Below are 23,616 nucleotides of genomic sequence, written 5' to 3'. Positions count from 1 at the left end.
TTTATTCAAACTAAAAATAAACCAAATCTTCAATCAAAAGGCATACACCGCCGCAAGCGAAAATTGCGACGCTGATTTAGTGGCTATGCCATTACTATCTGTAAAAATTGTTTTCGAGCCATTGTCCAGTCTTACTTCCGGTATAAATGTCAGCGGACCGCCCTTAATATTTGCCGTAAACGTAAGCGCTGTAACCGAGCTGCCCGGAGCTGGACCTGCCGGTGTATAACCGCCTGTTTTAGTTTTAAAATATTCACCGCGCAGTCCTAAAGTCACGTTTGGCGATACAGAAACCTGCGGATATAACGCAATACCTTCAAAACCTCCTTTCAATGAATCAGGCGCGGAAAAATCGGCAGCGTTCAGGCCAAGTTTGAAAGCGTTTGTAATTTGATAGGATGTGGTCAAGTCAATCTCTGTTCCGGATGCCGGTCCGGTTAACAGGTTAATATAAGCTGTCCATCCTTTTACCGGCGCCACCATCAGTTGCGAACCAAAGGTGTTTACACGTTTCGCCGATGTATACACATTCCACAGATCGTTAAAAATGCCAGCCATCAGGCTAATCTTATCGCTAAAGGCGTAAGTAAGCTTCACGCCTGCGTTCTGAAACGGGCCGTTGGTAAACAGGTACGACGTAGAATAATTAAAGTTGCCCGTTGGCGGCGTTACCTCGTACCCCAAAAACGTAGCCATATAACCGCCGGTGATATTCAGCTTATCGGTAAGATCGTAAGCCACAAACAGGTTTTGGATATGGTTGTTGGCTACCGGTATCGATTGGTCGCTACGCTGACCGAACGATACTTCACCCACAAACGAAGCCTTGCCTGCTTTCTTCTTCAGGCCAATGTCAACCATGCCTATAGATACAGAGTTGTTATCTGTTGCAAAACTGGTTGGGATGTTGCTGTGCCCCGAGAAGTCGTATTTATAGTACGTATCTACCGACCCGTAAATCGACAACGGCGGGTCGGCATGTTTGGTGGTATCCTGCGCGTAAAGCACAGTGGCTGTTAGCGCCAGTATGATTGTTGTTATGATAGATTTTTTCATTTTGATATTATTTATCCCACTACGTCATTTCGACCAGGAACCAGGAGCACCCTTTGCCAGTTGCCAAACATGCGGACAGGTGTTATGGTACGCCCGTCAGTAATATTTTCTCGCTATCGCCCGAAATGAAATAATTCGTTAGGGCTGAGTTATTTTAATTCATCAAGCGCCACATTCAATTTCAGGACATTTACTTTTTTGGGGCCAAACAATGGCGCTTCAATATGCGCGTTCACTAATGAGGCCACTTTCGCTTCATCCAGTTTGCGGATTTGCGCGACACGTTTGATTTGAATTTTAGCGGATTCCGGGCTGATGTCCGGGTCTAAACCGCTACCGGATGCGGTAACCAGGTCAGCAGGGATCTCGCTTTTTTGCAAGCCCGGGTTATATTTCAAAAGTGTATCGATACGGCTTTTAACATCCTTTAAATAATCGGGATTGCTTGGGCCTTTGTTAGAACCGCCGGAACCGGCAGCGTTGTAACCTACAGCTGAAGGACGCCCCCAGAAATATTGAGGCTTATCGAACTTCTGACCGATAGCTGCATAGCCGACGACTTTTCCGTTTACTGCTATCTTTTCACCGTCGCCGCCGCCTTTGGAAAGCTTGCCTGCAAGGGTGATGATAACCGGATATATAACACACAACAGGACAATTAATACCAATGTAAGCCTGATGGATTGAATCAACGTTTTCATGATGTTATAGCATTAGAGAAATTAATAAATCGATCAATTTTATGCCGATGAACGGGGCAATTACACCGCCCAGGCCATAGATCAGCAGGTTGCGGCGCAGCAGCGCGCTGGCGCCGATTGGTTTGTATTCCACGCCCTTTAATGCCAGCGGTATCAGCATCGGTATAATAATCGCATTAAAGATCACCGCCGATAAAATAGCGCTTTCGGGACTGTGCAGGTGCATAATGTTAATGTGCTGCAAAGCCGGTATGGATGCGATAAACAACGCCGGAACTATGGCAAAATATTTGGCTACATCGTTCGCAATGGAAAAGGTGGTAAGCGTACCCCGGGTAATTAACAGCTGTTTGCCAATCTCTACTATCTCAATAAGCTTGGTTGGGTCATTATCCAGGTCAACCATGTTGCCGGCCTCCTTGGCAGCCTGTGTGCCGCTGTTCATAGCCACGCCCACGTCGGCCTGGGCAAGGGCCGGAGCATCATTAGTGCCGTCGCCCATCATGGCTACCAGCTTACCGGTGGCCTGCTCAGCGCGAATATATTTCATTTTATCCTCGGGTTTAGCCTCGGCAATAAAATCGTCCACACCGGCTTTTTCGGCAATAAATTTGGCTGTTAGCGGATTATCGCCTGTAACCATTACTGTTTTTATGCCCATTTTACGCAGGCGCTCAAACCGCTCGGCAATGCCGGTCTTGATAATGTCCTGCAGCTCTATCACGCCCAAAACCTGCTCGTTTTCGGCCACCACCAATGGCGTAGCGCCATTTGATGATATGATCTTTACCCTTTCTTCTATATCGCCGTCGAATTTATTGTCGGCGTTGATCACCATATTGCGAATAGCATCGAAAGCGCCTTTACGGATGCGTGTGCCATCGGGGGTATTGATCCCGCTTGCACGGGTTTCAGCCGAAAAATTAATGAATTCCGACCCCTGGGGCGGTTCTAACGATAACCGGACATTGCCTTGCTGAGCCAATTCCACTATCGATTTTCCTTCGGGGGTTTCATCGGCCAGCGACCCTAAAACACAGGCTTTTACAAAGGCATCAGGAGAGATACCTGTCGCCGGCCAGAAATGCGTTGCGCGACGGTTACCAATGGTGATAGTGCCGGTTTTATCCAGCAGCAATACGTCAATGTCGCCTGCTGTTTCAACCGCTTTGCCCGATTTGGTGATCACATTTGCACGCAGCGCCCTGTCCATACCGGCAATACCTATAGCTGATAACAGGCCACCGATGGTGGTCGGTATCAAACACACAAACAGTGATATTAATGCCGCTATGGTGATTGGGGTGTTAGCATAATCAGCAAATGGTTTCAGCGTTACGCAGACAATAATGAACACCAGCGTAAAGCTTGCCAAAAGGATGGTCAATGCAATTTCGTTAGGCGTTTTTTGCCGGGAGGCGCCTTCAACCAGGGCGATCATCTTATCCAGAAAGCTTTCGCCTGGCTGGGTAGTGACAATTACTTTAATTCTGTCCGAAAGTACTTTGGTGCCGCCTGTTACTGACGATTTATCGCCGCCCGCTTCGCGGATAACCGGGGCTGATTCGCCGGTGATAGCAGATTCATCGATAGTGGCCAGGCCTTGAATAATCTCGCCATCGGTCGGGATGGTGTCTCCCGCCTCGCAGACAAACACATCACCCTTTACCAATTGATTGGACGAGCGTGTAACTACCGAACCATCTTCCATCAGCACCTTTGCCGGTGTATCTTCCCTGGTTTTGCGCAGACTGTCGGCCTGGGCTTTGCCGCGGGCTTCCGCAATAGCCTCAGCAAAGTTGGCAAACAGTACAGTAAGCAACAGGATAACAAAAATACCGGTATTATATGCAAATGATCCCTGACCTGCATGCAGATAACTGTAAACAGATACGTATAGCATGATAGCTGTGCCAATCTCCACCGTGAACATCACAGGATTGCGCATCATGGTCCTGGGATTAAGTTTTATGAACGACTCCTTAAGTGCTGTTTGCACCAAAGCAGGTTCAAATAATTTATTTGATGTATTTTTCATTGTTCCTTTTTGTTAAAGCCACCTCTAAACCTCCCCGGTAGGGGAGACTTGAAAAAGTCTGATTTTTCCTTTTTAAAAGCCCTCCCTCCCGGGAAGGGTTTGGGTGGGTCTTATTCTTTTTATTTAAGCATAGAGAAATATTCGGCTATAGGCCCTAAAGCCAGAGCCGGGAAGTACGACAATGCATTGAGCACGATAATTACAGCGAACGTCATGGCCCCGAATGTTACAGTATCGGTCCGGAGCGTTCCGGCTGATTCGGGGATGAATTTCTTTTGGGCCAGTAAACCTGCTATTGCTACCGGGCCGATTATTGGGAGAAATCTGCCCAAAATGATAATTAAACCGGTGGTCACGCTCCAGAATATGTTGCCATCGCCCAGGCCTTCAAAGCCGGAACCATTATTGGCGTTGGATGAGGTATATTCATACAACATTTCAGAAAAGCCATGATAACCGGGGTTATTCAGCCATGCGGACGGCTTGGTGGCCCAATCTGCATTGCCGTAATGATTGAAAACATAGCTGGATATAGCCGTCCCCGCCAAAATCAGGAATGGGCTAAGCAAAGTAACTAATGCTGCTATTTTTACCTCCCGGGCCTCAACCTTGTGCCCCAGGAATTCAGGCGTACGTCCAACCATCAGGCCCGATATAAACACGGCAATAATTACATAGATGACGTAGTTCAACACCCCTACACCGCAACCGCCGAAGAAGGAATTGATCATCATTCCGAGCAATTGCCATAAGCCGGTTAAGGCCATGGTGCTGTCATGCATTCCATTTACCGATCCGGTAGATACGATGGTGGTTAACGTGCTCCAATAGGCTGTAGCCGCCGGACCGATCCTCACTTCCTTCCCTTCCATAGCACCGGAAGTTTGAGAGATACCCATCCTGGCTATCGCGGGGTTTCCGCCGAGTTCGCTGCTGATCGTCGGTATCATTAGCATAAGCATACCAATGGTCATTACACCAAATATCACCCATCCCAGCTTTTTCCTGCGGATAAAATAACCAAAGGCCAGCACCATCGCAATAGGAATGATCATCTGCGCGATGATCTCCGTCATATTGGTAACATAGTTAGGGTTCTCGAGCGGATGCGCCGAATTGGCGCCAAACCAGCCGCCGCCGTTTGTGCCCAGGTGTTTAATGGCGATCATTTGCGCCGCCGGGCCGCGCGAAACATGCACCGTATCGCCCTGTAACGAGATAAACTGGTCTTTACCCTCATAGCTTGATGTAGTGCCGTTAAACGTTAATATCAAAGCAATAACTATAGATAACGGAAGCAACAGCCGGGTTATTGACCGAACAAAATAGTTCCAGAAGTTACCCAGGTCATTAGTGGTTTTATCCCTGAATGCTTTGAATACTCCCACCGCAGCAGCAATACCTGTAGCCGCGCTGGTAAAATGTAAAAACATTAAAATAAAATGCTGGGTAAAATAGGTAACGCCGCTTTCGCCGCTGTAATGCTGCAGGTTGCAGTTGGCAACAAAGCTTAAAATGGTATTGAAGGCCAGGTCGGCGCTCATGCCGGCGTTGCCATCGGGGTTGAGCGGCAATTTGTCCTGGTACATTAAAACAAAAAAACCATAAACTATCCACAGCGAGTTAATAACCATCATGGCCTTTAAAAATCGCTTCCAGTCCATAGGCTCATTAGGGTTGATGCCGGATAACTTATAGATGCCGTTTTCGATGGGCTTTAAAATATCAGTCCACACTTTTTCGCCGGCAAACATCTTTGCCAGGTACTTGCCCAGCGGGATGCCGATGAGCAGGGTGATGATGAAGGAAGCTAAAATTCCTGTTAATTCGGAGTTCATTGTTTCGTATTAAAAGTTTTCGGGTTTAAGCAGCACATACACCATGTATGCAAACACTGCAATTGAAATGATAAATAGCGCAAGCATAGTTGTCAGATTTTTTCGAACCAGTCGATGGATTTAAAGAATAGCCAGCAACAAAAGATGAGGGCCACAAACAGGATTATCGTTAACATTCTAATATCGTTTTGCCATTAATTGCAACGCCGGTGCCAGTTATCGCAGCGCATTATTAAAGCAATGTAAATCAGCATTTTACAGCAAAAACAGAATGGTAATTACTATTTAAAAAAGAAAAACCCTTCCAAAATGGAAGGGTCTATTGTCAGATTGAGATGGTGTGAGTGTTGTTAATTCAGGCCCGCAGACGTGAGCTTTTAGCAGACGTATGCAAGGAAAAGCATTTGCATTTAAGGGCAGGTATTTAGCTAAGGCTATTGTCCTTCTTCCTGAAATGCTCTTGAAAATTAAAAAGGCCCTCTTTTGAAGGGCCCTTTTTAAAAAGATGCGTATGTGTTAGTTTTTAACCGCTACATCCCACCATAAACGGGTGCCGCCGTTGTCGGGGCCGCCAAGCAGGGCTAAAGCTTTGGTTACTTCAGCATTGTTGTTGTTGTACTCATTTTGCGAGAATGGCAACCTGCGAATAAAACCAGTAGTGCTGATGGTGCCGCCGCTATTGTTAACCACTACCGGCATAAGCACAGGGTAATTTGTTCTGCGGAACTCTGCCCATGCCTCTTCACCGTCTGGCCATAAAGCAAGCCATTTTTGGGTAATAATGCGGTTAAGTTTATTTTGGTAGGTGTCGCCTTCGTTCCATTTTACGGTGATTTTGCTCAGATACGGCGAACCGGCAGGCACGTTATTAGTTGCGCTCGACAAGTCCACATAAGGAGCCTCTGTGCTGGTAGCATCGTTCAAATACCCGCCGATAGATACGCCAGCCTGGTCGAATGAAGTTTGAACGCCTCGCTCATAGAAACTTTGTGCACTGCCGCCGCCTGTATCCCAGCCACGTAATGCAGCTTCGGCTTTCAGAAAGTAAATTTCTGAAGCAGCCATAAACCTGATTGGCGAGGTGTTGGTCAGGTTAAAATTACTTGCATCAGCATACTGGCTGGTAGAGCTGATTGCCACCCCATTGCGGATGCCGCGGTATTCGCCTTTGCTGTTTACTTTAAAGTAAGCGCCGATACGCGGGTCATTAAAGCCTTTCAGGTAGCACTCCATTGGTGCACCAAGGTTAATGTCCAGGTATTCATAATCAACAGACCAAAGCGGGTTGGTAAAGGTAACACCGTTAGCTGCTTTTACATAAGCATTGTCATCATTTGAGGTAATCAGGCCACCTGCATCCTTCATGGCAGCTTCGCCTTCTGTTTTGGCAGTTGCAGGGTCAACCATGCTGATGCGCATAGCCAGGCGCAGCTTTAAAGAGTTAGCAAATTTTATCCATTTGGTGTAGTCGCCGCCATAAATCAAGTCGTAAGCCGCCATTGGTTTTGCGCCCGGGTGAGCAGCAACGTAAGCCTTTAAAGTACTTATAGCAATATCCAGTTCTTTAAAAAACTCATTATAAACAGCTTGCTGGCTATCATAAGGCGTTGAGAAGCCGCCTTTGCCGAACTTGACGTAAGGAATTGGGCCGTAAATGTCAGTTACACGATGCATTCCCTCTACTTTTAATATATAAGCTATTGCCAGGAAATCCGGGGCTGCGGTGGCTGCTTTTTTGTAAACCGACTGCCAGTTGGCCATAATCTGCTGATAACCCAGGTCAAAAGCAGCGGTGTTCCAGCCGCTAACCAGGCCGTAATTGGTATTATTAACGCCGCCATTGAACGGGTCGCCCGACATCATGAAGCCCGAGTAGATATCCGCGTTCAGGTTTTGCTGCACCTGGAAATTATAGTTGATAGAGTTAACAACGCCCAACTGCATAGGGATAAGGAACGCGCCATAACCTTCACCGTCAATTTTCAGCAAAGAGTCGGTAGCATTATACTTATTGGTATTATATTTCTCGAAATCCTTAGTACAGGACGATTGTGTAAGGGTAAAGCCTAACCCCAGCAAGGCTAAAGCGATACCGAATTTTTTGTTTAAATATTTTGTCTTCATTTCAAATATCTTTTACTTGTTACTGATTAAAACTGGGCGCTTACTTTAAAGCCTACGCTGCGGATGGTTGGCAGGTTAAATATATCGAGGCCCTGGAAACCATTAGCCTGCGAAAGCGTAGCGTCCGGATCGAACGGCGCATTGTTTTTTATCATCCAAAGGTTACGGGCTACTACCGAAATGCCTACATTTTTTATTTTATTGCCCAGATAGCTGCCTGGTAAAGTGTAGCCAAATACTAACTCGCGTAAACGGATGTTGGTAGCGCTGTAGGTGTACAAATCAGCAATCGGGCTACGGCCGCCGATGGTTTGATAATAAGTTTTTGCGTCAACCATTTTGCCGTTAACGTTTACACCGCCCGCGTCGCGTGCTGCACCTGATGCGGCTGATACGCCGTACTGGTCAAGAACCGCCTGGGTTAATGATACTACCTGGCCACCGAATTTACCATCAATCAGGAAGCTTAGCCTGAAGTTTTTATAGTTGAATTCGTTTTGCAGGCCTGCAACAAAGTTAGGGTTAACATTACCTATACGGGTGTAGTCGCTTGATTTAACCGGAACACCGTCTGAATTTACAATGTAGTTTCCGTTTGCGTCGCGTTCGGCTGCCTGTGCATACATATCGCCGTAAGCGCCGCCTTTCTGCACACGCAGGTTAAACACATCGCCCGAAAGGTTTACGTATGGCAGTGAGGTAGCCTGGCCGGTTGCAGGGTCGGTGTATTCCAGCACATCAAGTACTTTGTTCCGGTTTGCAGAAATATTGAAGCTTGGCTTCCATGTAAAGTCGCCGAATTTAGCATTGTAGCCAAGGCTTAACTCAATACCCTTGTTCTCTAAGTTACCACCGTTGAAATAATAGGTGCTGAAGCCTGTTGTTGCCGAAACCGGGATAGAATAGATCTGGTTCCTGGTAAATGATTTGTAGGCATTGATGGTCAATGTCAGGTTATCGTTAAAGAAACGCCAGTCGGTACCAATTTCATAAGAACGGGTTTTTTCCGGAACTAAGGTACGGAAAGGGGCTGCGCCAATGGAGTTTACAGAGCCATTAACTACCGGGTAGTTTGGATTGGTTGCATATAAAATAGAGCTTGCACCGTTACCAACGTTGGTTAAGTTAGCACGAACTTTTGCAAAGCTTACAAAGTCAGGAAGCTTAGCTAATTTGCTCAATACCACGTTTAAACCAACCGATGGATAGAAATAGTAATCTTTGTTAGTGAACGCAAGACTGGAGTCCCAATCGTTACGGCCGGTTATGTCTAAGAATAAAACATCTTTATAGCCTAAGTTAGCGGTGCCGAATACAGATTGGATTTGCTGCCTGTCGGCATATTCAGTTGGGTAAACCCGGCCGTAATCGATATTTGATATCGAGAAGACGTTGGCAAAGTTCAGCAGGTTGCCGCTGGTGTTTGAGCCATGTGTCTGGCTGTTTTGTAAGCTCGCACCAACGTTAGCGGTCAATGTAAAGTCGCTGCCAAATTTTTTGTTGATGTTGGCAATTACGTCAGCGTAAGTTTGGGTGATACCATTTGGGTTGTAAGTATATGCGCCCTTAGCGCCAAATAGCGTTGGGCTGCTGGTAGCATAATCCTGAGCCTCAAAAACATCATCTGTACGGTCGACTTTTAAGCGCCCTGCAATGTTAATCCAGTTGGCAATGTCCCATTTCAGGCTTACTGTTCCTAAAATACGGTTCAGGCGGTCCTGGTTAGTATTGCGGTTAACAATCCAGTAAGGGTTTTGGGTTGCGATATCGCTGACAGCATAAGGCCAGTTCTGTGCAAACAGTACACGGCTTGGGTCATAAACTTCGTAGTTGTTTTTGTATGGGGTAAAGTCGACGCCGCGCGGGAACAGGTATAACGACACCAGCGGGTTTGAATAAAACGCCTGTGCGGGCCTGTTGTTTACCGTCTGCGAGATATAATTTGCCGACACATCCAGTGTTAACCGGTCATTAAAGTATTTACTGGTGTTGCGTGCCGTAAAATTGTATTTATTCAGCTTATTGTCCGGAATGATGCCGGTTGAATTGGTGCTCTCGAAAGAGAAATAGCTGTTGTTCTTGTCAGTACCGGTTTGCAATGAAAGCGAATTGATAAAAGTTTTACCGGTATTAAAAAATGACTTCGGATCGAGTGAATTACCGCCCGAAATTTTAGCGCCCCAGCTTTGCGGCGAGTTAGTTACCGGCGAACCTGCTTCTTCAGTTGTTTCGCCATAGGTGCTTTGTAACTTAGGGATTTCGAAAGGGCTCTCAAAAGTAGTGTTTGATGAGAAGCTAACAAGGGGCTTACCGGCTTTACCTTTTTTTGTAGTTATAAGGATAACACCGTTTGAACCCTGGCTGCCGTAAAGCGCTGCTGAAGCAGATCCCGGCAATACGCTAATGCTTTCAACATCATCCGGGTTAAGGTTTTCAATAGCGTCGCCACGGTCCATACCGCCGAAAACGCTGCTTGTTTGACCACTTAGGTTACGCGGCATCGGTATACCATCTATCACATATAAAGCGTTGTTATCGCCGTTGATAGATTTATTACCACGCAAAATAACCTTGGTTGAACCGCCTACGCCTGAAGAACTTTTGGTGATCTGTGCGCCGGCAATTTTACCCGACAAGCTGTTTACCAAACTTGCATCTGGAACATCAGTTACCTGGTTGCCGCGGATGGTTTGCATGCCGTAGGTCAGGGTTTTTGATTGCCTGCTGATACCTAGTGCAGTTACAACTACCTCCTGCAGCTGTTTTGAATCATTCTGCAATGTTACTGTGATGTTGGTGTCATTACCAACTGTAACTTCCTGCTTTGCATAGCCAATGTAAGTAAACACCAGTACATCGCCCGGGTTGGCATTAATTGTAAAAGCCCCGTTCACATCGCTCTGCGTGCCCGTTGTGGTGCCCTTAATAGAAATTGATACGCCTACAAGCAGTTCGCCGGTAGCATCTTTCACAATACCCTTAATTGGGGCCTGAATGTGAATAGTCTTGCTGTTCAGGGGATTATTTGGTAGGGGAGTTGCGTACGTGTTGAGGCAGCAGCCAAGGGAAAGAGCCCCCGCTACCCAACAAAATTTTAATGGTAAATTGATCTTCATAGTACCTTGATTTTTTAGTGTTTAGTAGGTTAAGAAATAATCGATAAACTTAGAAAAAAATAGCGGCTAAGTTTACACACTTCTTAAATTCATTTAAAAAGCATATCAATATTATTACATATAATGCTTAATAGTTTCTGCCGGTTAATTTTTGGTTAAGCCGGGTGTCGTGCAATCGCGGGATTGTTTCTTTGCAGCGAAGCAAGAGAATGCTAATTTCCCAGGGCAAATATTGGGAATGACCGCAAAGCCATAAAAAAGCCGGAAAACTAAACAAGTTCCCCGACAAAGATAGTATCAAGAAGAAATGACCGTAAATACTAATAGGTTAGCTTAAATGTAGCCGCATATTGAAGACCACTGCCGTTTTGCAGCGATGCAGGGAGCGTTACGGCAACCGTGCCGCCATCCTGTTTCCACCTCAGTTTTTGGGTTGAGCCAAGCAGCCTGACCTGCTTTACTTTTTGGCTATTTGCGGTTTTCAGGCTAATTACATGCGGCAATACCAAACCGTTTTCTCCCGCAAGTACGAATGCATACTCCCGGCGGCCGTCCGCCGATTGTGTGAAGAATATATTTCCGTCGGAATATGGCGCGACAGATTTAGAAGAATAGATCCCTTCGCCGTTTATTTTTATCCATTTCCCAATGTCGGCCAGGCGCTTGTAGGCTTCGGGGTCCCAGTCGCCGTCAGGGCCGGGGCCAATGTTCATTAACAGGTTGCCGCCCCGGGAAACAATTTTTACCAGCAGCTGCACAATTTGCTGCGGCGATTTATACTTATCGCCGGGAACATAACTCCAGGAGTTTCCCATCGTCATGCAGGTTTCCCATGGATGATCAATAGGTTCGGCCGGGATCTGCTGTTCGGGTGTAGTATAATTCTCATAAGGGCCTGTAACGGTACGGTCAACCATTATTAGCCCGGGTTGGGCCGCCCTGGCCATTTTGGCTATGCGCGGCATGTCGATGTCCTGGTTAACCTTTATGCCCCGCTGCCAGTCTACGGTGGTATCCACAGTACTCAACGGACGCACCCAGCCACCATCCATCCACAGGATATCTATTTTGCCGTAACCCGTCATCAGCTCCTGTATTTGGTTATAGGTAAAATCTTTAAATTTCTGCCATTTATCAGGATGCTTTGCAGGGTCGTAGTTTACATTGCGGTCTTTGGGCGGAAAGTACGGCCACCAATAATCGGGGCTGTGCCAGTCCGGTTTGGAGAAATAAGCGCCGATCATAAAGTTCTCCTTGCGGAATGCGCTGAATATCTCGTTAGCCACATTGCTTTTCGGATTTGCCGAGAACGGCGTCTTAGGTCTGGTAATTTTGTAATCGGTTTGCTTAGTGTCGAACATGCAAAAGCCATCGTGATGTTTGGTAGTAAATACTACATATTTCATGCCCGCGTCCTTCGCTGCCTTTACCCATTTATCAGGATCGAAACGGGTGGGGTTAAAGGTAGTTTGCAGGTTTTCGTAAGCTTTCTTATAGGTATAATAATCGGCGCTGTAGGGTCCTTTGCGTTGGGTCCAGCCCTCATCTTCCGGGCAAAGGCTCCAGCTTTCAACTACGCCCCATTCGCTGTAAGGCCCCCAGTGCATAAACAGCCCGAACTTAAGGTCCTGCCACTGGCTCAGCTTTTGCTTAACTGCAGGGTCTGTGGGTGGAATGTAAGCCTCATGGTGCTGCGCCTTAACAGCCGAACCCAGCAGTAGCACAATCAGTATAGTAAAGATATTTTTCATCGGAATAAATATATCCGAAGATAATGCTTTTGTTAGCTTAAAACAGAAGCTATGTCACATTACTTTTCTTTCTCATTCAGCCACACCACTTTCTGCTCTGATTGGTGGGGTTGTGCTATGATGTCGCCGTAAAGGTCAGGGCGGCGTGCTTTAATATAACGGTAGCCGCCTGCATCGGTCAGTTTTTGCCGGGTAAGTGTAGCTATTGTAATTTCATCATCAAAACTGCGGCATTCTGCAATAACATCGCCAAAAGGGTCAATGATCATGGAGCAGCCGTTTTTCAGCTGGTCGTCGTCCATACCGATAGGGTTCGAGAAAATGGCATATATTGCATTGTCGTAAGCCCGTGCCGGCAGCCATTTCATCAGCCACGCGCGGCCTTTAAGCCCGTCGAACTCCTGCCGCAACGAGGTTGGGTCTGCCTGGCGGTTTTCCCAGAGTTTTGGGTCTGCAAATCCCGCGCCCGGCCGGGTAGAGGGTGTGCACATGGTAACATGCGGCATAAATACAATGTCGGCGCCTAATAATCTAACCGCCCGCACGTTCTCTATAATATTGTTGTCGTAGCAAATCAGTATACTGCATTTCCAGCCTTTAATATCAAAGATAACGTAACGGTCGCCAGGGGTAAGGTGCGGATTAATAAAGGGGTGCAACTTGTGGTATTTGGCCACAAGGCCATTCCTGTCCACACATACCTGCGTTTTGTACAGGCGGCCTTCCTCATCCTTTTCAAACAAGCCGGCTAATATGGTGATGTTAAGCTCGCGGGCAAATTCCGTGAGCTTGCGAACGGAAGAGCCATCGGGCACAACCTCCGCTAAGTCCAGCATCTGCTCTTTGTTTAAATGCCTGGCAAAGGTATAGCCCGTAATTGAGCATTCATGAAAGGCGATCACATCGGCGCCTTGTGCAGCGGCCTGCGCCGACAGCCTACTAATTACCGAAAGGTTGTATTCTTTATCGCCGCTGCGGTTCTCAAATTGTGCGGTGGCAATTTTTAAATTTTGCATAAGGTAAATGTACGTGTTCCATACATCAAAATGCAGAACTTTCAATTTTTGAACCTGCGCCGGATCAGGCGTCGAATCCGGGCATCATTTTCGCAATTTGCAGACTCTCAAAAGCCATTTTGCGATTATAATCGTCAGCAAGGGTTTTATGGTTAACTACGTCGATGATAGTGCCAATCATGCAAAACCCGAAGGTGAACAGGTAAAGCAAGCCCATTACTACTTCGTTTAATGCAAAGCGCTGGATGCCTGCAACGCCAAAGAAGCCGATTATGGTAAAGATCAGTATGTCCTGCGCCGATTTTCTCTTGCCGGAATACACCATATAAAATTGTTTTTTCTGATTTTCGTTAAGGCCGGCAGTACCCTGCTGTAAAAAAAACATTTCCTCTGAGGTTATTCCCGGAAATGCGATATATGGGTTCTGATACATGTCCATTTTCTTAATTATTTTAGGTGATAATTTTAATTACGGCATAAAACTAAGTTAGCATTTAAATCGACACAATGCAATGTTGGTTAACCCGATAAAGTTATCGGTGAGCTGTGGAAATAAAGCGGTGAATTAATTAAAGAATTAGGCCATTAAATGCCGGGGATGTTACTTTAATCTATCCTCTTTTTCTCATCTTCCTATTATTAATCTATTTTTACTGCTTAATGGCTACACGCAGTAAAATTTATTTCGCATCCGACTTTCATCTTGGAACCGGTACTTATGCCGCCAGCCGAGCCCGCGAAGACAAGCTGGTACGCTGGCTCGACAGTATAAAGGCAGATGCATCCGAGGTTTTTTTGATGGGCGATGTGTTCGATTTCTGGTTTGAATATAAAACTGTGGTGCCCAAAGGTTACATTCGTTTCCTGGGCAAGCTGGCGGAGCTGAGCGACGCCGGTGTTAAGCTTTGGTTTTTCCGCGGTAACCATGATATGTGGATGTTTGATTACTTTGAGCGCGAACTCGGCGCAACCATCATCAGTAACGAGCTTGAAATAGAGCGCAGCGGCAAGAAATTTTACCTTCACCATGGCGACGGCCTTGGCCCCGGCGATACATTTTATAAGTTTTTAAAAGGGTTTTTCCGCAGTAAACTATGCCAATGGCTTTTTGCGCGGCTGCACCCCAATTTTGGTGTGGGTTTGGCTAACTACTGGTCGTCGCACAGCCGTTTGGCCAATGAGAAGAAAGAAGATGCCAAGCCCGGCCAGCAGGAATGGCTGGTAACCTTTAGCAACCAGGTGCTGCAAAAGCATTTTTTTGACTGCCTTGTTTTTGGTCACCGGCATTTACCGCTCGACGTTAAACTGAATGATAAAAGCCGGTACATCAATCTCGGCGAATGGGTGTATGTCTGCAGCTACGCTGTTTTTGATGGCAAGGATATCAGCCTGCGGTATTTCGATAAAGACGGCACTAAGTTATAGCAGATTAAGCCGGGTCTCGCAAACTATCGCTTAGGCATTTAACCAAATAGCAGGCCGAATACTTCTTCAATATTGCCCACCATTTTTACATCTATTTTATATCGCGACAGGTCTATTTTCTTTTTGTCGTGCGCGGCGGAAGGCATATTGTATTTCGAAATGAATATCTGCTCAAAGCCCAATTTTTGAGCTTCGGCAATGCGCTGCTCCACGCGGTTCACTGCACGGATCTCTCCCGAAAGCCCAATTTCGCCGGCAAAGCAGGTTTTGGCCGATATCGGAATGTCTTCGTGAGATGATATAACGGCAGCAGCAAGGCCTAAATCTATCGCGGGGTCTTCCACCCTGATGCCGCCGGTAATGTTCAGAAATACATCCTTGGCGGCCAGTTTAAACCCGCATCGTTTTTCAAGAACAGCCAGCAGCATGCTCATTCGTTTGGTATCAAAACCGGTGGCGGTACGCTGGGGCGTCCCGTAAGCCGACGTGCTCACCAAAGCCTGCGTTTCGATCAGGATGGGGCGCATGCCCTCGAGCGTGGCCGATATGGTTACACCGCTTAACGGTTCTTCCCGCTGTGACAGTAATATTTCGGATGGGTTGGAAACCTCGCGCAGCCCCTCGCCCAGCATTTCGTAAATACCCAGTTCAGAGGCAGAACCAAACCTGTTTTTAATAGTGCGCAACATGCGGTACACATGGTGGCGGTCGCCTTCAAACTGCAAAACTGTATCTACCATGTGCTCCAGTATCTTAGGACCGGCAATGGCGCCATCTTTGGTAATATGGCCGATGAGAAATACCGGCGTTGCGCTTTCCTTCGCGAAACGCAGCAGCTCGGCCGTGCATTCCCGCACCTGCGACACACTTCCCGGTGTAGATTCAATATGAGAAGAATGCAGCGTCTGGATCGAGTCTATCACTACCAAATCCGGATCCAGTTCTTCAATTTGTTTGAAAATGTTTTGTGTAGAAGTCTCCGTCAGCACGAAACAGCTGTTCTCTGCCGACGGAGGCCCGCTGCCCGCTGCTAACTGCTGATTATCGCTTGCTACAGCCAATCTCTCCGCCCTCATCTTTATCTGGTGCCCGCTTTCTTCGCCCGAAACGTAAAGCACTTTCAGGTTGGGCATGTTCAGCGCCAGCTGCAGCATCAGTGTCGACTTGCCGATCCCGGGCTCACCGCCAATCAGCACCAGCGAACCGGGCACAATCCCGCCCCCCAGTACCCTGTTAAATTCAGAATCAGGCGTTAGCAAACGAGCCTCTTCTGTAAAAACAATGTCTTCAACCGCTACGGGTTTATTGGCGCGCTGCTGCGTAGTGGAAACCGCTGCTTTCCAGTTGGGCGCAGACGTGTTAGGTTTTTCAATCACCTCCTCAACAAAGGTGTTCCACTGGGCACAGGCAGGGCATTTACCCAGCCATTTTGCCGCCTCGTATCCGCAGCTTTGACAAAAATATGCAACTTTTAGCTTGGCCATTTATTTAAATGTGCAGATTGATGGTGCCGGTTTCTTTTCGTCGCTTAAAATTTCCCGATCACCATCATTTGGTCCATGGTAGGGTTTTCACTGCCGCCGCGGGGCTCCAGGGTAACAGCAAAGGCGTCAGTTTTAACGGCGGCGATGGTTTTCATTTCCTTCATGCCCGTAGAATCGGGGCTTGAATCAAACACGCCCAAATCAACCGGTTTGCCCGCCACTATCGCCCACAGCTGGTATTGGTGAGCCTGGTCGTTAACAGGCATCTTAAGGCTGGCCATATCTACCCACACCTTATGTTTTTGTTTGCTCCACGCAATAGACACCGCTGCGCCGGCCGGCGCTTTTGGTGTTGCATTTAATTTCAGGAATTTATAGGTGGTATCGCGCAAAACGCCCAGCTCACTTTCAACAAAATTTACCTGGTTGGCAAAATGCTGCCTGTCTGTTTGAAGAACGGCTATTTGCGACTTCGATTCCTGTAATTTATTATACAAGTTTATAAGCGCGATACCACTGGCAATCAACAAAGCCAGACACGCTGCAAAAGCGTATTTGTAAAAATTACCGGGCTTAGCAGGCGTCAAAACGACTATATTATTTTTATCACTTTCGCCGCTCTTGTCAAATATGCTATCGTCCCCTAAATTTGTAAGCACACTGTTGAGTACCCTGCCGCGCAGACTTTCAGCCGGTTCAACAGCATTATGCTCAGCGTAAGCTTCCATCGAGCGCTCAATCTCCTCCAGCTCGGCCTTAACAGCCGGATGTTTAGCAGCCATAGCCTCCACCTGCAGCCTTTCATCCCGGGTTACATCCCCCAGAACATAAAGCTCCAAAATGCCTGATTCTATATATGCTTTTATATCTTCCACTTCCACTCTTTCAATTAAAATGTTTCCTGAGCAGCGTCAATGCCATTCTAAGCCTGGTTTTAATAGTACCAAGCGGTACGCCTAATTCTTCGGCGGCTTCCACATGTGTGTACCCTTTAAAATAAACCAGGTCGAGTATCGACTTTTGCTCGGGCTTTAATGTTCCCACCAGTTCTTTAATACCCATTAACTCAGGCTTATAAACTGTGTTCCTTTGTTCATCGATGAAAGTTACGTTATTTTCAATCTCCTGGTTTTTGCTTTGATTTTTAAAATCCTTAGATCTGATTTTGTCAATGGCCAGATTACGGGCAATATTTGCCATCCAGGTGAATAAACGGCCTTTTTCGGCGCTGTAGCCCGAAAAAGAATGCCAGATTTTTACAAAGGTTTCCTGCAGAACATCTTCTGCGGCAGGGGTGTCGGTTATAATGCGCGAGATGATACCGTACAACGAGGAGGAATACATATCGTAAAGCGCTTCTATGGCAATCTTTTCACGATTCCTCAGCGCCAATACCAGTTCCTCTTCCGATAGCGATATTTTCGTTCTTTTGCTCAAGTGGGTTGAAGATATAAAAAAAAATCAGATATCAAACAGGTGTTTTTCTGCATGATAGGAGGAGCGAACAAGCGGCCCGCTTTCCACATACCTGAAACCCTTATCTAACCCAAATGTTTTATAACGTGCAAACTGGTCGGGATGTATCCAATCGACCACGGGGTGGTGGCTGCGCGTAGGCTGTAAGTACTGCCCCAGCGTAAGAATATGAACACCCGCTTCCAGTAAATCGTCCATAGCTTCCAATACATCATCCTCTGTTTCGCCCAAACCCAGCATAATGCCCGATTTGGTACGAAGCCCGGCTTCCGAAATATGTTTCAGCGCCTCAAGGCTGCGATCATACTTCGCTTGTATGCGCACTTCTTTAGTTAAGCGGCGTACCGTTTCTATATTGTGCGATACCACTTCCGGGCGTGTTTCCAGCACACGTTCCAGGTTTTCCCAAATGCCTTTAAAATCCGGCAGTAAGGTTTCAAGTGTAGTCTCAGGGCTTTCGCGGCGGATAGCGTTTATGGTTTCGGCCCAAATGATTGAACCGCCATCCCTCAGGTCGTCACGGTCTACCGAAGTGATCACGCAATGCTTTACCTGCATTAGTTTAACCGAATTAGCCACTCTGTTCGGCTCATCGGTATCTACCGCCAACGGGCGTCCGGTGGCTACCGCGCAAAACGAACATGAACGGGTACAGATGTTGCCCAATATCATAAAAGTTGCCGTACCGGCCCCCCAGCACTCGCCCATATTAGGACAATTACCGCTTTCGCAAATGGTATGCAGTTTATGCTCGTCAACCAAACCGCGCACATGCGCATACTCCTTACCAACCGGCAATCTTACACGAAGCCAGTCGGGCTTACGCTGCATCTGGTTGACAGGAACAACAGGCAAATCAATCATACAACAAAAGTATAGAAAAAGTCCGGAAAGTCGGGGAAAGTCAGAAGCCGGGAAGAAAGAATTACAATAATTACAGAAAGCGGGGCTTTAGCAGATTAGCGTATAATTAATCGTTTTGGCACGCCTCTTTGGCATTTTGCTGCCATTCCCCGTGCAGATTATGCAATTACCGACAGCGCTTCCTCAACCGACACCTCGCCGTGCGAAGCATCAAGAATACATTCACCATCTTTTATAATGAGCATCTGAGGTGACTCGTGATGCACAAAGAAATCTGAGGCTACCTGGTTGGAGATATCCCGGTGTTTGATCAGGTCGAGAAAGTAGAGCGGCATATTCTCCGGAAGCTGGTTCCAGTCCAGTTCAAAACGTTTTTTTACCATCATACTGATGGAGCAGCGGGTGCTGTGCTTGAATATTAAACTATATCCTTCCTGATTTTTTATAGCAGCAACCTGCTCAGCCGACTCCAGCGATGTCCAGTTCATAAAATTCCTATTGGATAAAAAGTAAATCGGATACAAAACAACACAAAACACGGTTCGGTTTGGTGCGATTAGTGAAAAATGACATTTAAACTGTTAACGGCCGCTTTTAGGATAAGAGCCATAAGCCGGGCACAGTTTATTTGAGCATGAAGCCATGCTGCCAAGTACTAAAGCGATAAGAGCTATATAAATTACTTTTTTCATGTTTTAATTCGTGCTGGTTTTTACGAAAATCAACCATTTAAGGTTTCAGCAAGATAAGCCATTTTTATGGCAGTTACCGCGCCTTCTACGCCTTTATTTCCGTGCTTGCCGCCTGCCCTGTCAACGGCCTGCTGCTGGGTATCGGTGGTTAATACACCAAATATAACAGGTTTTGAGTATTTTAAAGCAACATTTGTTAATCCGTTAGCCACAGCGTTACAAATAAAATCAAAATGCCTGGTCTCTCCCTGTATAACACAACCCAGGCAAATTACAGCGTCAAGCCTACTGTTTTTAAGTAATAAATCGGCGCCTGACGTTAACTCAAAGCTGCCAGGAACGGAATAAGTTAAAATATTTTCAACTAATGCGCCATGCTCAATCAGGCTTTCATAAGCGCCCTGGTACAAGGCATTGGTAATTGAAGCGTTCCACTCTGCCACAACAATGCCAAAGCGGAACGGCGCTGCCGACGGTACTTCGGTTTCGGAAAAATCTGATAAATTTTTTAGCTGGGTAGCCATAATTTTGATTTTTGAATGCGAAATGCCGATTGCGGATTGACTTTTTGATATTTCACTTCCGCAATCGGCATTCCGACTTTCGCATTAAATATTTATTACTGTTTTGCTTCTGCACGAGCTATAAACTCGTCAATATCCCGCGCTTCAGTGCTCTCGGGGTAATCGCTTTTAATTTTTTTGTACGTATCGCCGGCAGATTTAAAGTTATTCTGTGCCTCGTATACCAGGCCAAGTTTTTTTAAGTAAAGCGGGCTTAAAAACTTGTTATTCGCTTTGTCTGCTGCCTTTTGAAAGTAAGTTGCCGCTTTGTCGTAATCTTTCAATTCAACGTAAGCGTCAGCAGTTCCGCCAAGTGCTTCGGCAGCAACCATGCTATCATTACCGCGGTAATTGGTTAAGTTATCAATAGCTTTTTGGAATTCGCCTTTGTTAAGGTAAGCAGTACCCAGGTAAAAATAAGCCAGGTTAGCCGATTTGGTATTTCCGTAGTCGTCGATTATTTTCTGAAAGCCCGGATAGCCCGCATCGCCTTTTATCGCTTTGTCCCAATCTTTTTTTGCCCAAAAATCCTGTGCAACGTGCATTTGGTTAATGGCTTTTTGTTCAAGCGGGGCTATATATAATTTCTGATAGGCAACATAAGCAATCACCATCACTAAAATAGCACCGATTATAAATATTAAGCTTTTCTGATTATCACGCACAAAGTTACCGGTTTGCCCAACATTCTTTTCTGGCGCCGTTGTTTTGGTATTCACCTGGGTTTTTGACATTTCTCCTCTAAAATTAAGTTTGCAAAAATACAGTTTTTTAGTTTCTTAACAAGAGGATATTTATTTTAGACATTAGAGGTTAGGTGATTAGGGGTTAGACCAGAAATCTGCAACTAATAAGTAAAAATTAAAGCTTATTCCAGCCACCGATCATGAGTACACTACTGTCAAACAAAATGCCCCAACAACTTTGTCATTCCTTCACAAAGGCAGATTGGGGCAAGGTTATCCTAATCGGGTTGAACCCGGCTAATAACAACCGGCTGCTGCTATAGAGGAAGCCGAATATGTTCACAGCTGGCTGCAAGGCAACCTTAATCAAACGCAGACAGGAAAGGAGCCGGACTTTTTTGCTCGAATGGCACCGCAGTACAGTAGATGATGATGGTACGTTCACTCCTGTCATCGGGGAATATCCAATTAATCAAGGAACCTTTATGATCACCATACCTGCCGGCAGCATCGCGGTGGTGAGGATCAAATAAATTCGTCACCGCAAACAGTTCCGGTTTGTACAATTTATGCTTTTGCAGCCGCAATACTTTTGTTATTTATTAATGATAACAAAATGAGCAAGTTCAAAACATTTAAACAATTACACCAGCAAGCTGACCCATTGCTATTGGGAAATATATGGGACGTAAACAGCGCAAAATTATTTGAGGCCGCAGGTTATAAGGCCATTGGCGTATCCAGTCACGCAATAGCAAACGCATGGGGTTATGAGGATGGTGAAAAACTACCATTTGATATTTTACTGCAGGTAGCTAAACGAGTGGCTGAAGTAGCTGCTATTCCTTTCACTGTAGATATGGAAGGGGGCTATAGTCGCTCTATAGAGGGTATTACCAAAAATATCAACCTTTTGCATGATGCGGGCGTTGCTGGAATTAACCTGGAAGACACTATCGTAACTGGCTCGTCGCGCTGTTTACAATTAACGGAAGAATATCAGAAAATGCTGTCGTCTATTGCCGACTACGTCAGTCGTAATAACCTCCGGATATTTTTAAACGTGCGTACAGACGGATTTTTGCTTGGTTTGCCTAATGCGCTTGAAGAAACACTGACGCGCATTAATGCTTATAAAAACACGGGCATCGATGGCATTTTTGTACCATGTATTACTGATAGCAACGATATCCGGTCGGTTGTGAACGCCACGAAACTACCCATTAATGTGATGTGCATGCCCGGGCTGCCAGGTTTTAACGAACTGACAACACTCGGTGTAAAACGTATCAGTATGGGCCCATTCCTTTTTAGCAAGGTATATAACCACGCGGCGGCGCTCGCAAAGTCTGTTATCAGCAACCGCAATTTTTCCGCCATTCTTTAAAATTTATCTGTTCACATATCAAAATCAAACAAAAATGAACCTACCAACCAGGGCGCAGGACGCCCATTCAACACTTGCAGCAGCTTTTAATACCGGTAACATAGCAACAGTAATGAGCATGTACGATGTATCAGGCATCATTGTACCCGAGCCAGGCAAGCCTGTGTCTGGCAAAGAAAAATTCGAGGAAGCCATCAAAGCTATCCTGTCCATTAAAGGCAAAATGGAGATCAAAACGGTTTATTGCCAGCAAACGGGCGATATAGCTGTCGGCCGCTCAGAATGGAGTATAACTGATGGTGAAGAGGTGAAGATCAGCGCAAAAGGAATTGAAGTAATGAAAAGACAACCCGATGGTACATGGAAAATCGTGATAGACCACGCATTCGGCGCCGAAGCTGACCTGCTGGCTTAACCTATACGGAAAATGTTTATTGAAAAAGTTTGCAGCTCGTCCGGATAAAAAAGCTGGCGGGCTGTATTTTCTCATTTCCCTTTTGCATACATTTGGATAATTTACTTATCTGCATCTTCAACCTTACTGTTTATAAGGTCCGGATGTAAATATGCTGATAGAGAAATTCCGATGAAATTGAACCGTTTTTATACCCCCGAATTAAAAAAGTTAAATTTCCTGGCGGCTTTACTTCTGTTTTTTGCAGGACCCTTGTCCGCGCAAACCCTGCAGATCGCCATTGCAGCAAATCTGCAACCAGTCATCAAAGCACTTGGCAAAGACTTTAAAAATAAGACCGGAATTTCTATTGAGCCTATTGCAGGAGCATCCGGAAATCTGACCAGCCAAATAAAAAACGGTGCACCGTTTGATGTATTTTTATCGGCCGATATGACATTTCCCGAGATGCTTTTCAAAGAGGGTTTTACAACCCGTAAACCAGTGGTATACGCGCAGGGCAGCCTGATTATCTGTAGCAACCAGAACATAGGTTTTGAGAATTGGGAAAGGCTTCTGCTAACCGACAGGATAAAAAAAGTTGCTATCGCTAATCCTGTTATAGCTCCTTACGGTAAAGCCGCTAAGGAAGCGCTGAAAAATCGCGGTATTTTGGATGATATTACGGACAAAATAGTACGCGGTGAAAGTATCTCACAGGTGAATACCTATATCACAACAGGCGTTGCAGACGTTGGCTTTACTACACGTGCCCTAGTTGCCGACCCGGCCAACAAAACGAAGCTTTACTGGCAATTGATCGACCCGAAATTATATACGGCAATTAAGCAGGGTATGGTGATATTGAAACATGGCAAAGGCAACGTCAATGCCGAAAAGTTTTATAATTATGTATTAAGCCCTGCCGCGAAAGTTATATTCGAGAAGTATGGGTATAAAGTGGATTAAAAAAACAACCCGCCAGTTATTCCGAACAGAACAATA

The 23,616-nt window shown here is 46.0% G+C and carries 22 protein-coding genes; 4 read left to right on the top strand and 18 right to left on the bottom strand.

Annotation, left to right across the window (positions count from 1 at the left end; genetic code table 11):
- Positions 1 to 33: 33 nt before the first annotated feature.
- The 10 genes from Q3W13_RS17825 to Q3W13_RS17785 form a co-directional block, all read right to left on the bottom strand.
- The gene (locus tag Q3W13_RS17825; RefSeq protein ID WP_302866069.1) at positions 34 to 1,056 is read right to left on the bottom strand and encodes a porin; all 1,023 of its coding nucleotides are present in this window, start codon (positions 1,054 to 1,056) and stop codon (positions 34 to 36) included.
- Positions 1,057 to 1,205: 149 nt separating this feature from the next.
- Positions 1,206 to 1,760: a K(+)-transporting ATPase subunit C gene (locus tag Q3W13_RS17820; RefSeq protein ID WP_302866222.1), complete on the bottom strand. Its 555-nt coding sequence runs from the start codon at positions 1,758 to 1,760 to the stop codon at positions 1,206 to 1,208.
- A gap of 1 nt (position 1,761) precedes the next feature.
- Positions 1,762 to 3,795 (bottom strand): potassium-transporting ATPase subunit KdpB, encoded by a 2,034-nt coding sequence (kdpB, locus tag Q3W13_RS17815; RefSeq protein WP_302866068.1) that lies wholly within the window; start codon positions 3,793 to 3,795, stop codon positions 1,762 to 1,764.
- A gap of 119 nt (positions 3,796 to 3,914) precedes the next feature.
- Entirely contained in the window at positions 3,915 to 5,633 is a 1,719-nt protein-coding gene (gene kdpA, locus Q3W13_RS17810; protein ID WP_302866066.1) for a potassium-transporting ATPase subunit KdpA, read from the bottom strand.
- 9 nt (positions 5,634 to 5,642) lie between these two features.
- On the bottom strand, positions 5,643 to 5,720 hold the full coding sequence (locus Q3W13_RS25240; RefSeq protein WP_368077637.1) for a potassium-transporting ATPase subunit F: 78 nt from the start codon (positions 5,718 to 5,720) through the stop codon (positions 5,643 to 5,645).
- Positions 5,721 to 6,149: 429 nt separating this feature from the next.
- Positions 6,150 to 7,757, bottom strand: a complete 1,608-nt coding sequence (locus tag Q3W13_RS17805; RefSeq protein WP_302866065.1) for a RagB/SusD family nutrient uptake outer membrane protein — start codon at positions 7,755 to 7,757, stop codon at positions 6,150 to 6,152.
- A gap of 26 nt (positions 7,758 to 7,783) precedes the next feature.
- Positions 7,784 to 10,873 carry a SusC/RagA family TonB-linked outer membrane protein gene (locus Q3W13_RS17800; RefSeq protein WP_302866063.1) on the bottom strand — a complete coding sequence of 1,030 codons (3,090 nt, stop codon included), beginning with the start codon at positions 10,871 to 10,873 and terminating at the stop codon, positions 7,784 to 7,786.
- A gap of 320 nt (positions 10,874 to 11,193) precedes the next feature.
- Positions 11,194 to 12,624, bottom strand: a complete 1,431-nt coding sequence (locus Q3W13_RS17795) for an alpha-L-fucosidase (RefSeq protein WP_302866061.1) — start codon at positions 12,622 to 12,624, stop codon at positions 11,194 to 11,196.
- Positions 12,625 to 12,683: 59 nt separating this feature from the next.
- On the bottom strand, positions 12,684 to 13,640 hold the full coding sequence (locus Q3W13_RS17790; protein WP_302866060.1) for a nitrilase family protein: 957 nt from the start codon (positions 13,638 to 13,640) through the stop codon (positions 12,684 to 12,686).
- Positions 13,641 to 13,704: 64 nt separating this feature from the next.
- Complete coding sequence (locus Q3W13_RS17785; RefSeq protein WP_302866058.1) at positions 13,705 to 14,079, bottom strand: TM2 domain-containing protein; 375 nt, start codon at positions 14,077 to 14,079, stop codon at positions 13,705 to 13,707.
- Between the two features lie 221 nt (positions 14,080 to 14,300).
- On the opposite strand from Q3W13_RS17785, the gene Q3W13_RS17780 reads away from it, so the two are divergent.
- Positions 14,301 to 15,065: a UDP-2,3-diacylglucosamine diphosphatase gene (locus tag Q3W13_RS17780; protein ID WP_302866057.1), complete on the top strand. Its 765-nt coding sequence runs from the start codon at positions 14,301 to 14,303 to the stop codon at positions 15,063 to 15,065.
- Positions 15,066 to 15,103: 38 nt separating this feature from the next.
- On the opposite strand, the gene radA is transcribed toward Q3W13_RS17780, so the two are convergent.
- From radA to Q3W13_RS17740, 8 genes are all read right to left on the bottom strand, one after another.
- The gene (gene radA, locus Q3W13_RS17775; RefSeq protein ID WP_302866056.1) at positions 15,104 to 16,549 is read right to left on the bottom strand and encodes a DNA repair protein RadA; all 1,446 of its coding nucleotides are present in this window, start codon (positions 16,547 to 16,549) and stop codon (positions 15,104 to 15,106) included.
- 44 nt (positions 16,550 to 16,593) lie between these two features.
- On the bottom strand, positions 16,594 to 17,424 hold the full coding sequence (locus tag Q3W13_RS17770) for an anti-sigma factor (protein ID WP_302866054.1): 831 nt from the start codon (positions 17,422 to 17,424) through the stop codon (positions 16,594 to 16,596).
- 10 nt (positions 17,425 to 17,434) lie between these two features.
- Positions 17,435 to 17,986 (bottom strand): RNA polymerase sigma factor, encoded by a 552-nt coding sequence (locus tag Q3W13_RS17765; protein ID WP_302866051.1) that lies wholly within the window; start codon positions 17,984 to 17,986, stop codon positions 17,435 to 17,437.
- A gap of 24 nt (positions 17,987 to 18,010) precedes the next feature.
- Complete coding sequence (gene lipA, locus Q3W13_RS17760) at positions 18,011 to 18,889, bottom strand: lipoyl synthase (RefSeq protein ID WP_302866048.1); 879 nt, start codon at positions 18,887 to 18,889, stop codon at positions 18,011 to 18,013.
- A 158-nt stretch (positions 18,890 to 19,047) separates the two neighbouring features.
- The gene (ytxJ, locus tag Q3W13_RS17755) at positions 19,048 to 19,377 is read right to left on the bottom strand and encodes a bacillithiol system redox-active protein YtxJ (protein ID WP_302866047.1); all 330 of its coding nucleotides are present in this window, start codon (positions 19,375 to 19,377) and stop codon (positions 19,048 to 19,050) included.
- Between the two features lie 233 nt (positions 19,378 to 19,610).
- Positions 19,611 to 20,105, bottom strand: coding sequence for a 6,7-dimethyl-8-ribityllumazine synthase (gene ribH, locus Q3W13_RS17750; protein WP_302866044.1), 495 nt, complete (start codon positions 20,103 to 20,105; stop codon positions 19,611 to 19,613).
- 95 nt (positions 20,106 to 20,200) lie between these two features.
- Positions 20,201 to 20,878: a tol-pal system YbgF family protein gene (locus tag Q3W13_RS17745; protein WP_302866043.1), complete on the bottom strand. Its 678-nt coding sequence runs from the start codon at positions 20,876 to 20,878 to the stop codon at positions 20,201 to 20,203.
- 314 nt (positions 20,879 to 21,192) lie between these two features.
- Positions 21,193 to 21,372: a hypothetical protein gene (locus tag Q3W13_RS17740; protein ID WP_302866041.1), complete on the bottom strand. Its 180-nt coding sequence runs from the start codon at positions 21,370 to 21,372 to the stop codon at positions 21,193 to 21,195.
- Between the two features lie 74 nt (positions 21,373 to 21,446).
- Between Q3W13_RS17740 and Q3W13_RS17735 the strand changes: the two genes are divergently transcribed.
- The 3 genes from Q3W13_RS17735 (at position 21,447) to modA (ending at position 23,580) form a co-directional block, all read left to right on the top strand.
- On the top strand, positions 21,447 to 22,217 hold the full coding sequence (locus tag Q3W13_RS17735) for an isocitrate lyase/phosphoenolpyruvate mutase family protein (RefSeq protein ID WP_302866040.1): 771 nt from the start codon (positions 21,447 to 21,449) through the stop codon (positions 22,215 to 22,217).
- Positions 22,218 to 22,251: 34 nt separating this feature from the next.
- Positions 22,252 to 22,632 (top strand): DUF4440 domain-containing protein, encoded by a 381-nt coding sequence (locus tag Q3W13_RS17730; RefSeq protein ID WP_302866038.1) that lies wholly within the window; start codon positions 22,252 to 22,254, stop codon positions 22,630 to 22,632.
- Between the two features lie 171 nt (positions 22,633 to 22,803).
- Positions 22,804 to 23,580 (top strand): molybdate ABC transporter substrate-binding protein, encoded by a 777-nt coding sequence (modA, locus tag Q3W13_RS17725; RefSeq protein WP_302866037.1) that lies wholly within the window; start codon positions 22,804 to 22,806, stop codon positions 23,578 to 23,580.
- Positions 23,581 to 23,616 lie beyond the last annotated feature (36 nt).

The organism is Mucilaginibacter sp. L3T2-6, from assembly GCF_030519355.1.
Taxonomy (GTDB): Bacteria; Bacteroidota; Bacteroidia; order Sphingobacteriales; family Sphingobacteriaceae; genus Mucilaginibacter.
This window is presented reverse-complemented; position numbering and strand designations above follow the sequence as displayed.

What these genes read in the sequence shown, in the direction of transcription:
- Q3W13_RS25240 (WP_368077637.1), bottom strand. Translation starts at nt 5,720, where the DNA reads ATGCTTGCGCTATTTATCATTTCAATTGCAGTGTTTGCATACATGGTG.
- modA (WP_302866037.1), top strand. Translation starts at nt 22,804, where the DNA reads ATGAAATTGAACCGTTTTTATACCCCCGAATTAAAAAAGTTAAATTTC.
- kdpA (WP_302866066.1), bottom strand. Translation starts at nt 5,633, where the DNA reads ATGAACTCCGAATTAACAGGAATTTTAGCTTCCTTCATCATCACCCTG.
- Q3W13_RS17730 (WP_302866038.1), top strand. Translation starts at nt 22,252, where the DNA reads ATGAACCTACCAACCAGGGCGCAGGACGCCCATTCAACACTTGCAGCA.
- kdpB (WP_302866068.1), bottom strand. Translation starts at nt 3,795, where the DNA reads ATGAAAAATACATCAAATAAATTATTTGAACCTGCTTTGGTGCAAACA.
- ytxJ (WP_302866047.1), bottom strand. Translation starts at nt 19,377, where the DNA reads ATGAACTGGACATCGCTGGAGTCGGCTGAGCAGGTTGCTGCTATAAAA.
- Q3W13_RS17785 (WP_302866058.1), bottom strand. Translation starts at nt 14,079, where the DNA reads ATGGACATGTATCAGAACCCATATATCGCATTTCCGGGAATAACCTCA.
- Q3W13_RS17825 (WP_302866069.1), bottom strand. Translation starts at nt 1,056, where the DNA reads ATGAAAAAATCTATCATAACAACAATCATACTGGCGCTAACAGCCACT.
- Q3W13_RS17795 (WP_302866061.1), bottom strand. Translation starts at nt 12,624, where the DNA reads ATGAAAAATATCTTTACTATACTGATTGTGCTACTGCTGGGTTCGGCT.
- Q3W13_RS17800 (WP_302866063.1), bottom strand. Translation starts at nt 10,873, where the DNA reads ATGAAGATCAATTTACCATTAAAATTTTGTTGGGTAGCGGGGGCTCTT.
- Q3W13_RS17745 (WP_302866043.1), bottom strand. Translation starts at nt 20,878, where the DNA reads ATGTCAAAAACCCAGGTGAATACCAAAACAACGGCGCCAGAAAAGAAT.
- ribH (WP_302866044.1), bottom strand. Translation starts at nt 20,105, where the DNA reads ATGGCTACCCAGCTAAAAAATTTATCAGATTTTTCCGAAACCGAAGTA.
- Q3W13_RS17735 (WP_302866040.1), top strand. Translation starts at nt 21,447, where the DNA reads ATGAGCAAGTTCAAAACATTTAAACAATTACACCAGCAAGCTGACCCA.
- Q3W13_RS17780 (WP_302866057.1), top strand. Translation starts at nt 14,301, where the DNA reads ATGGCTACACGCAGTAAAATTTATTTCGCATCCGACTTTCATCTTGGA.
- radA (WP_302866056.1), bottom strand. Translation starts at nt 16,549, where the DNA reads ATGGCCAAGCTAAAAGTTGCATATTTTTGTCAAAGCTGCGGATACGAG.
- Q3W13_RS17790 (WP_302866060.1), bottom strand. Translation starts at nt 13,640, where the DNA reads ATGCAAAATTTAAAAATTGCCACCGCACAATTTGAGAACCGCAGCGGC.
- Q3W13_RS17805 (WP_302866065.1), bottom strand. Translation starts at nt 7,757, where the DNA reads ATGAAGACAAAATATTTAAACAAAAAATTCGGTATCGCTTTAGCCTTG.
- lipA (WP_302866048.1), bottom strand. Translation starts at nt 18,889, where the DNA reads ATGATTGATTTGCCTGTTGTTCCTGTCAACCAGATGCAGCGTAAGCCC.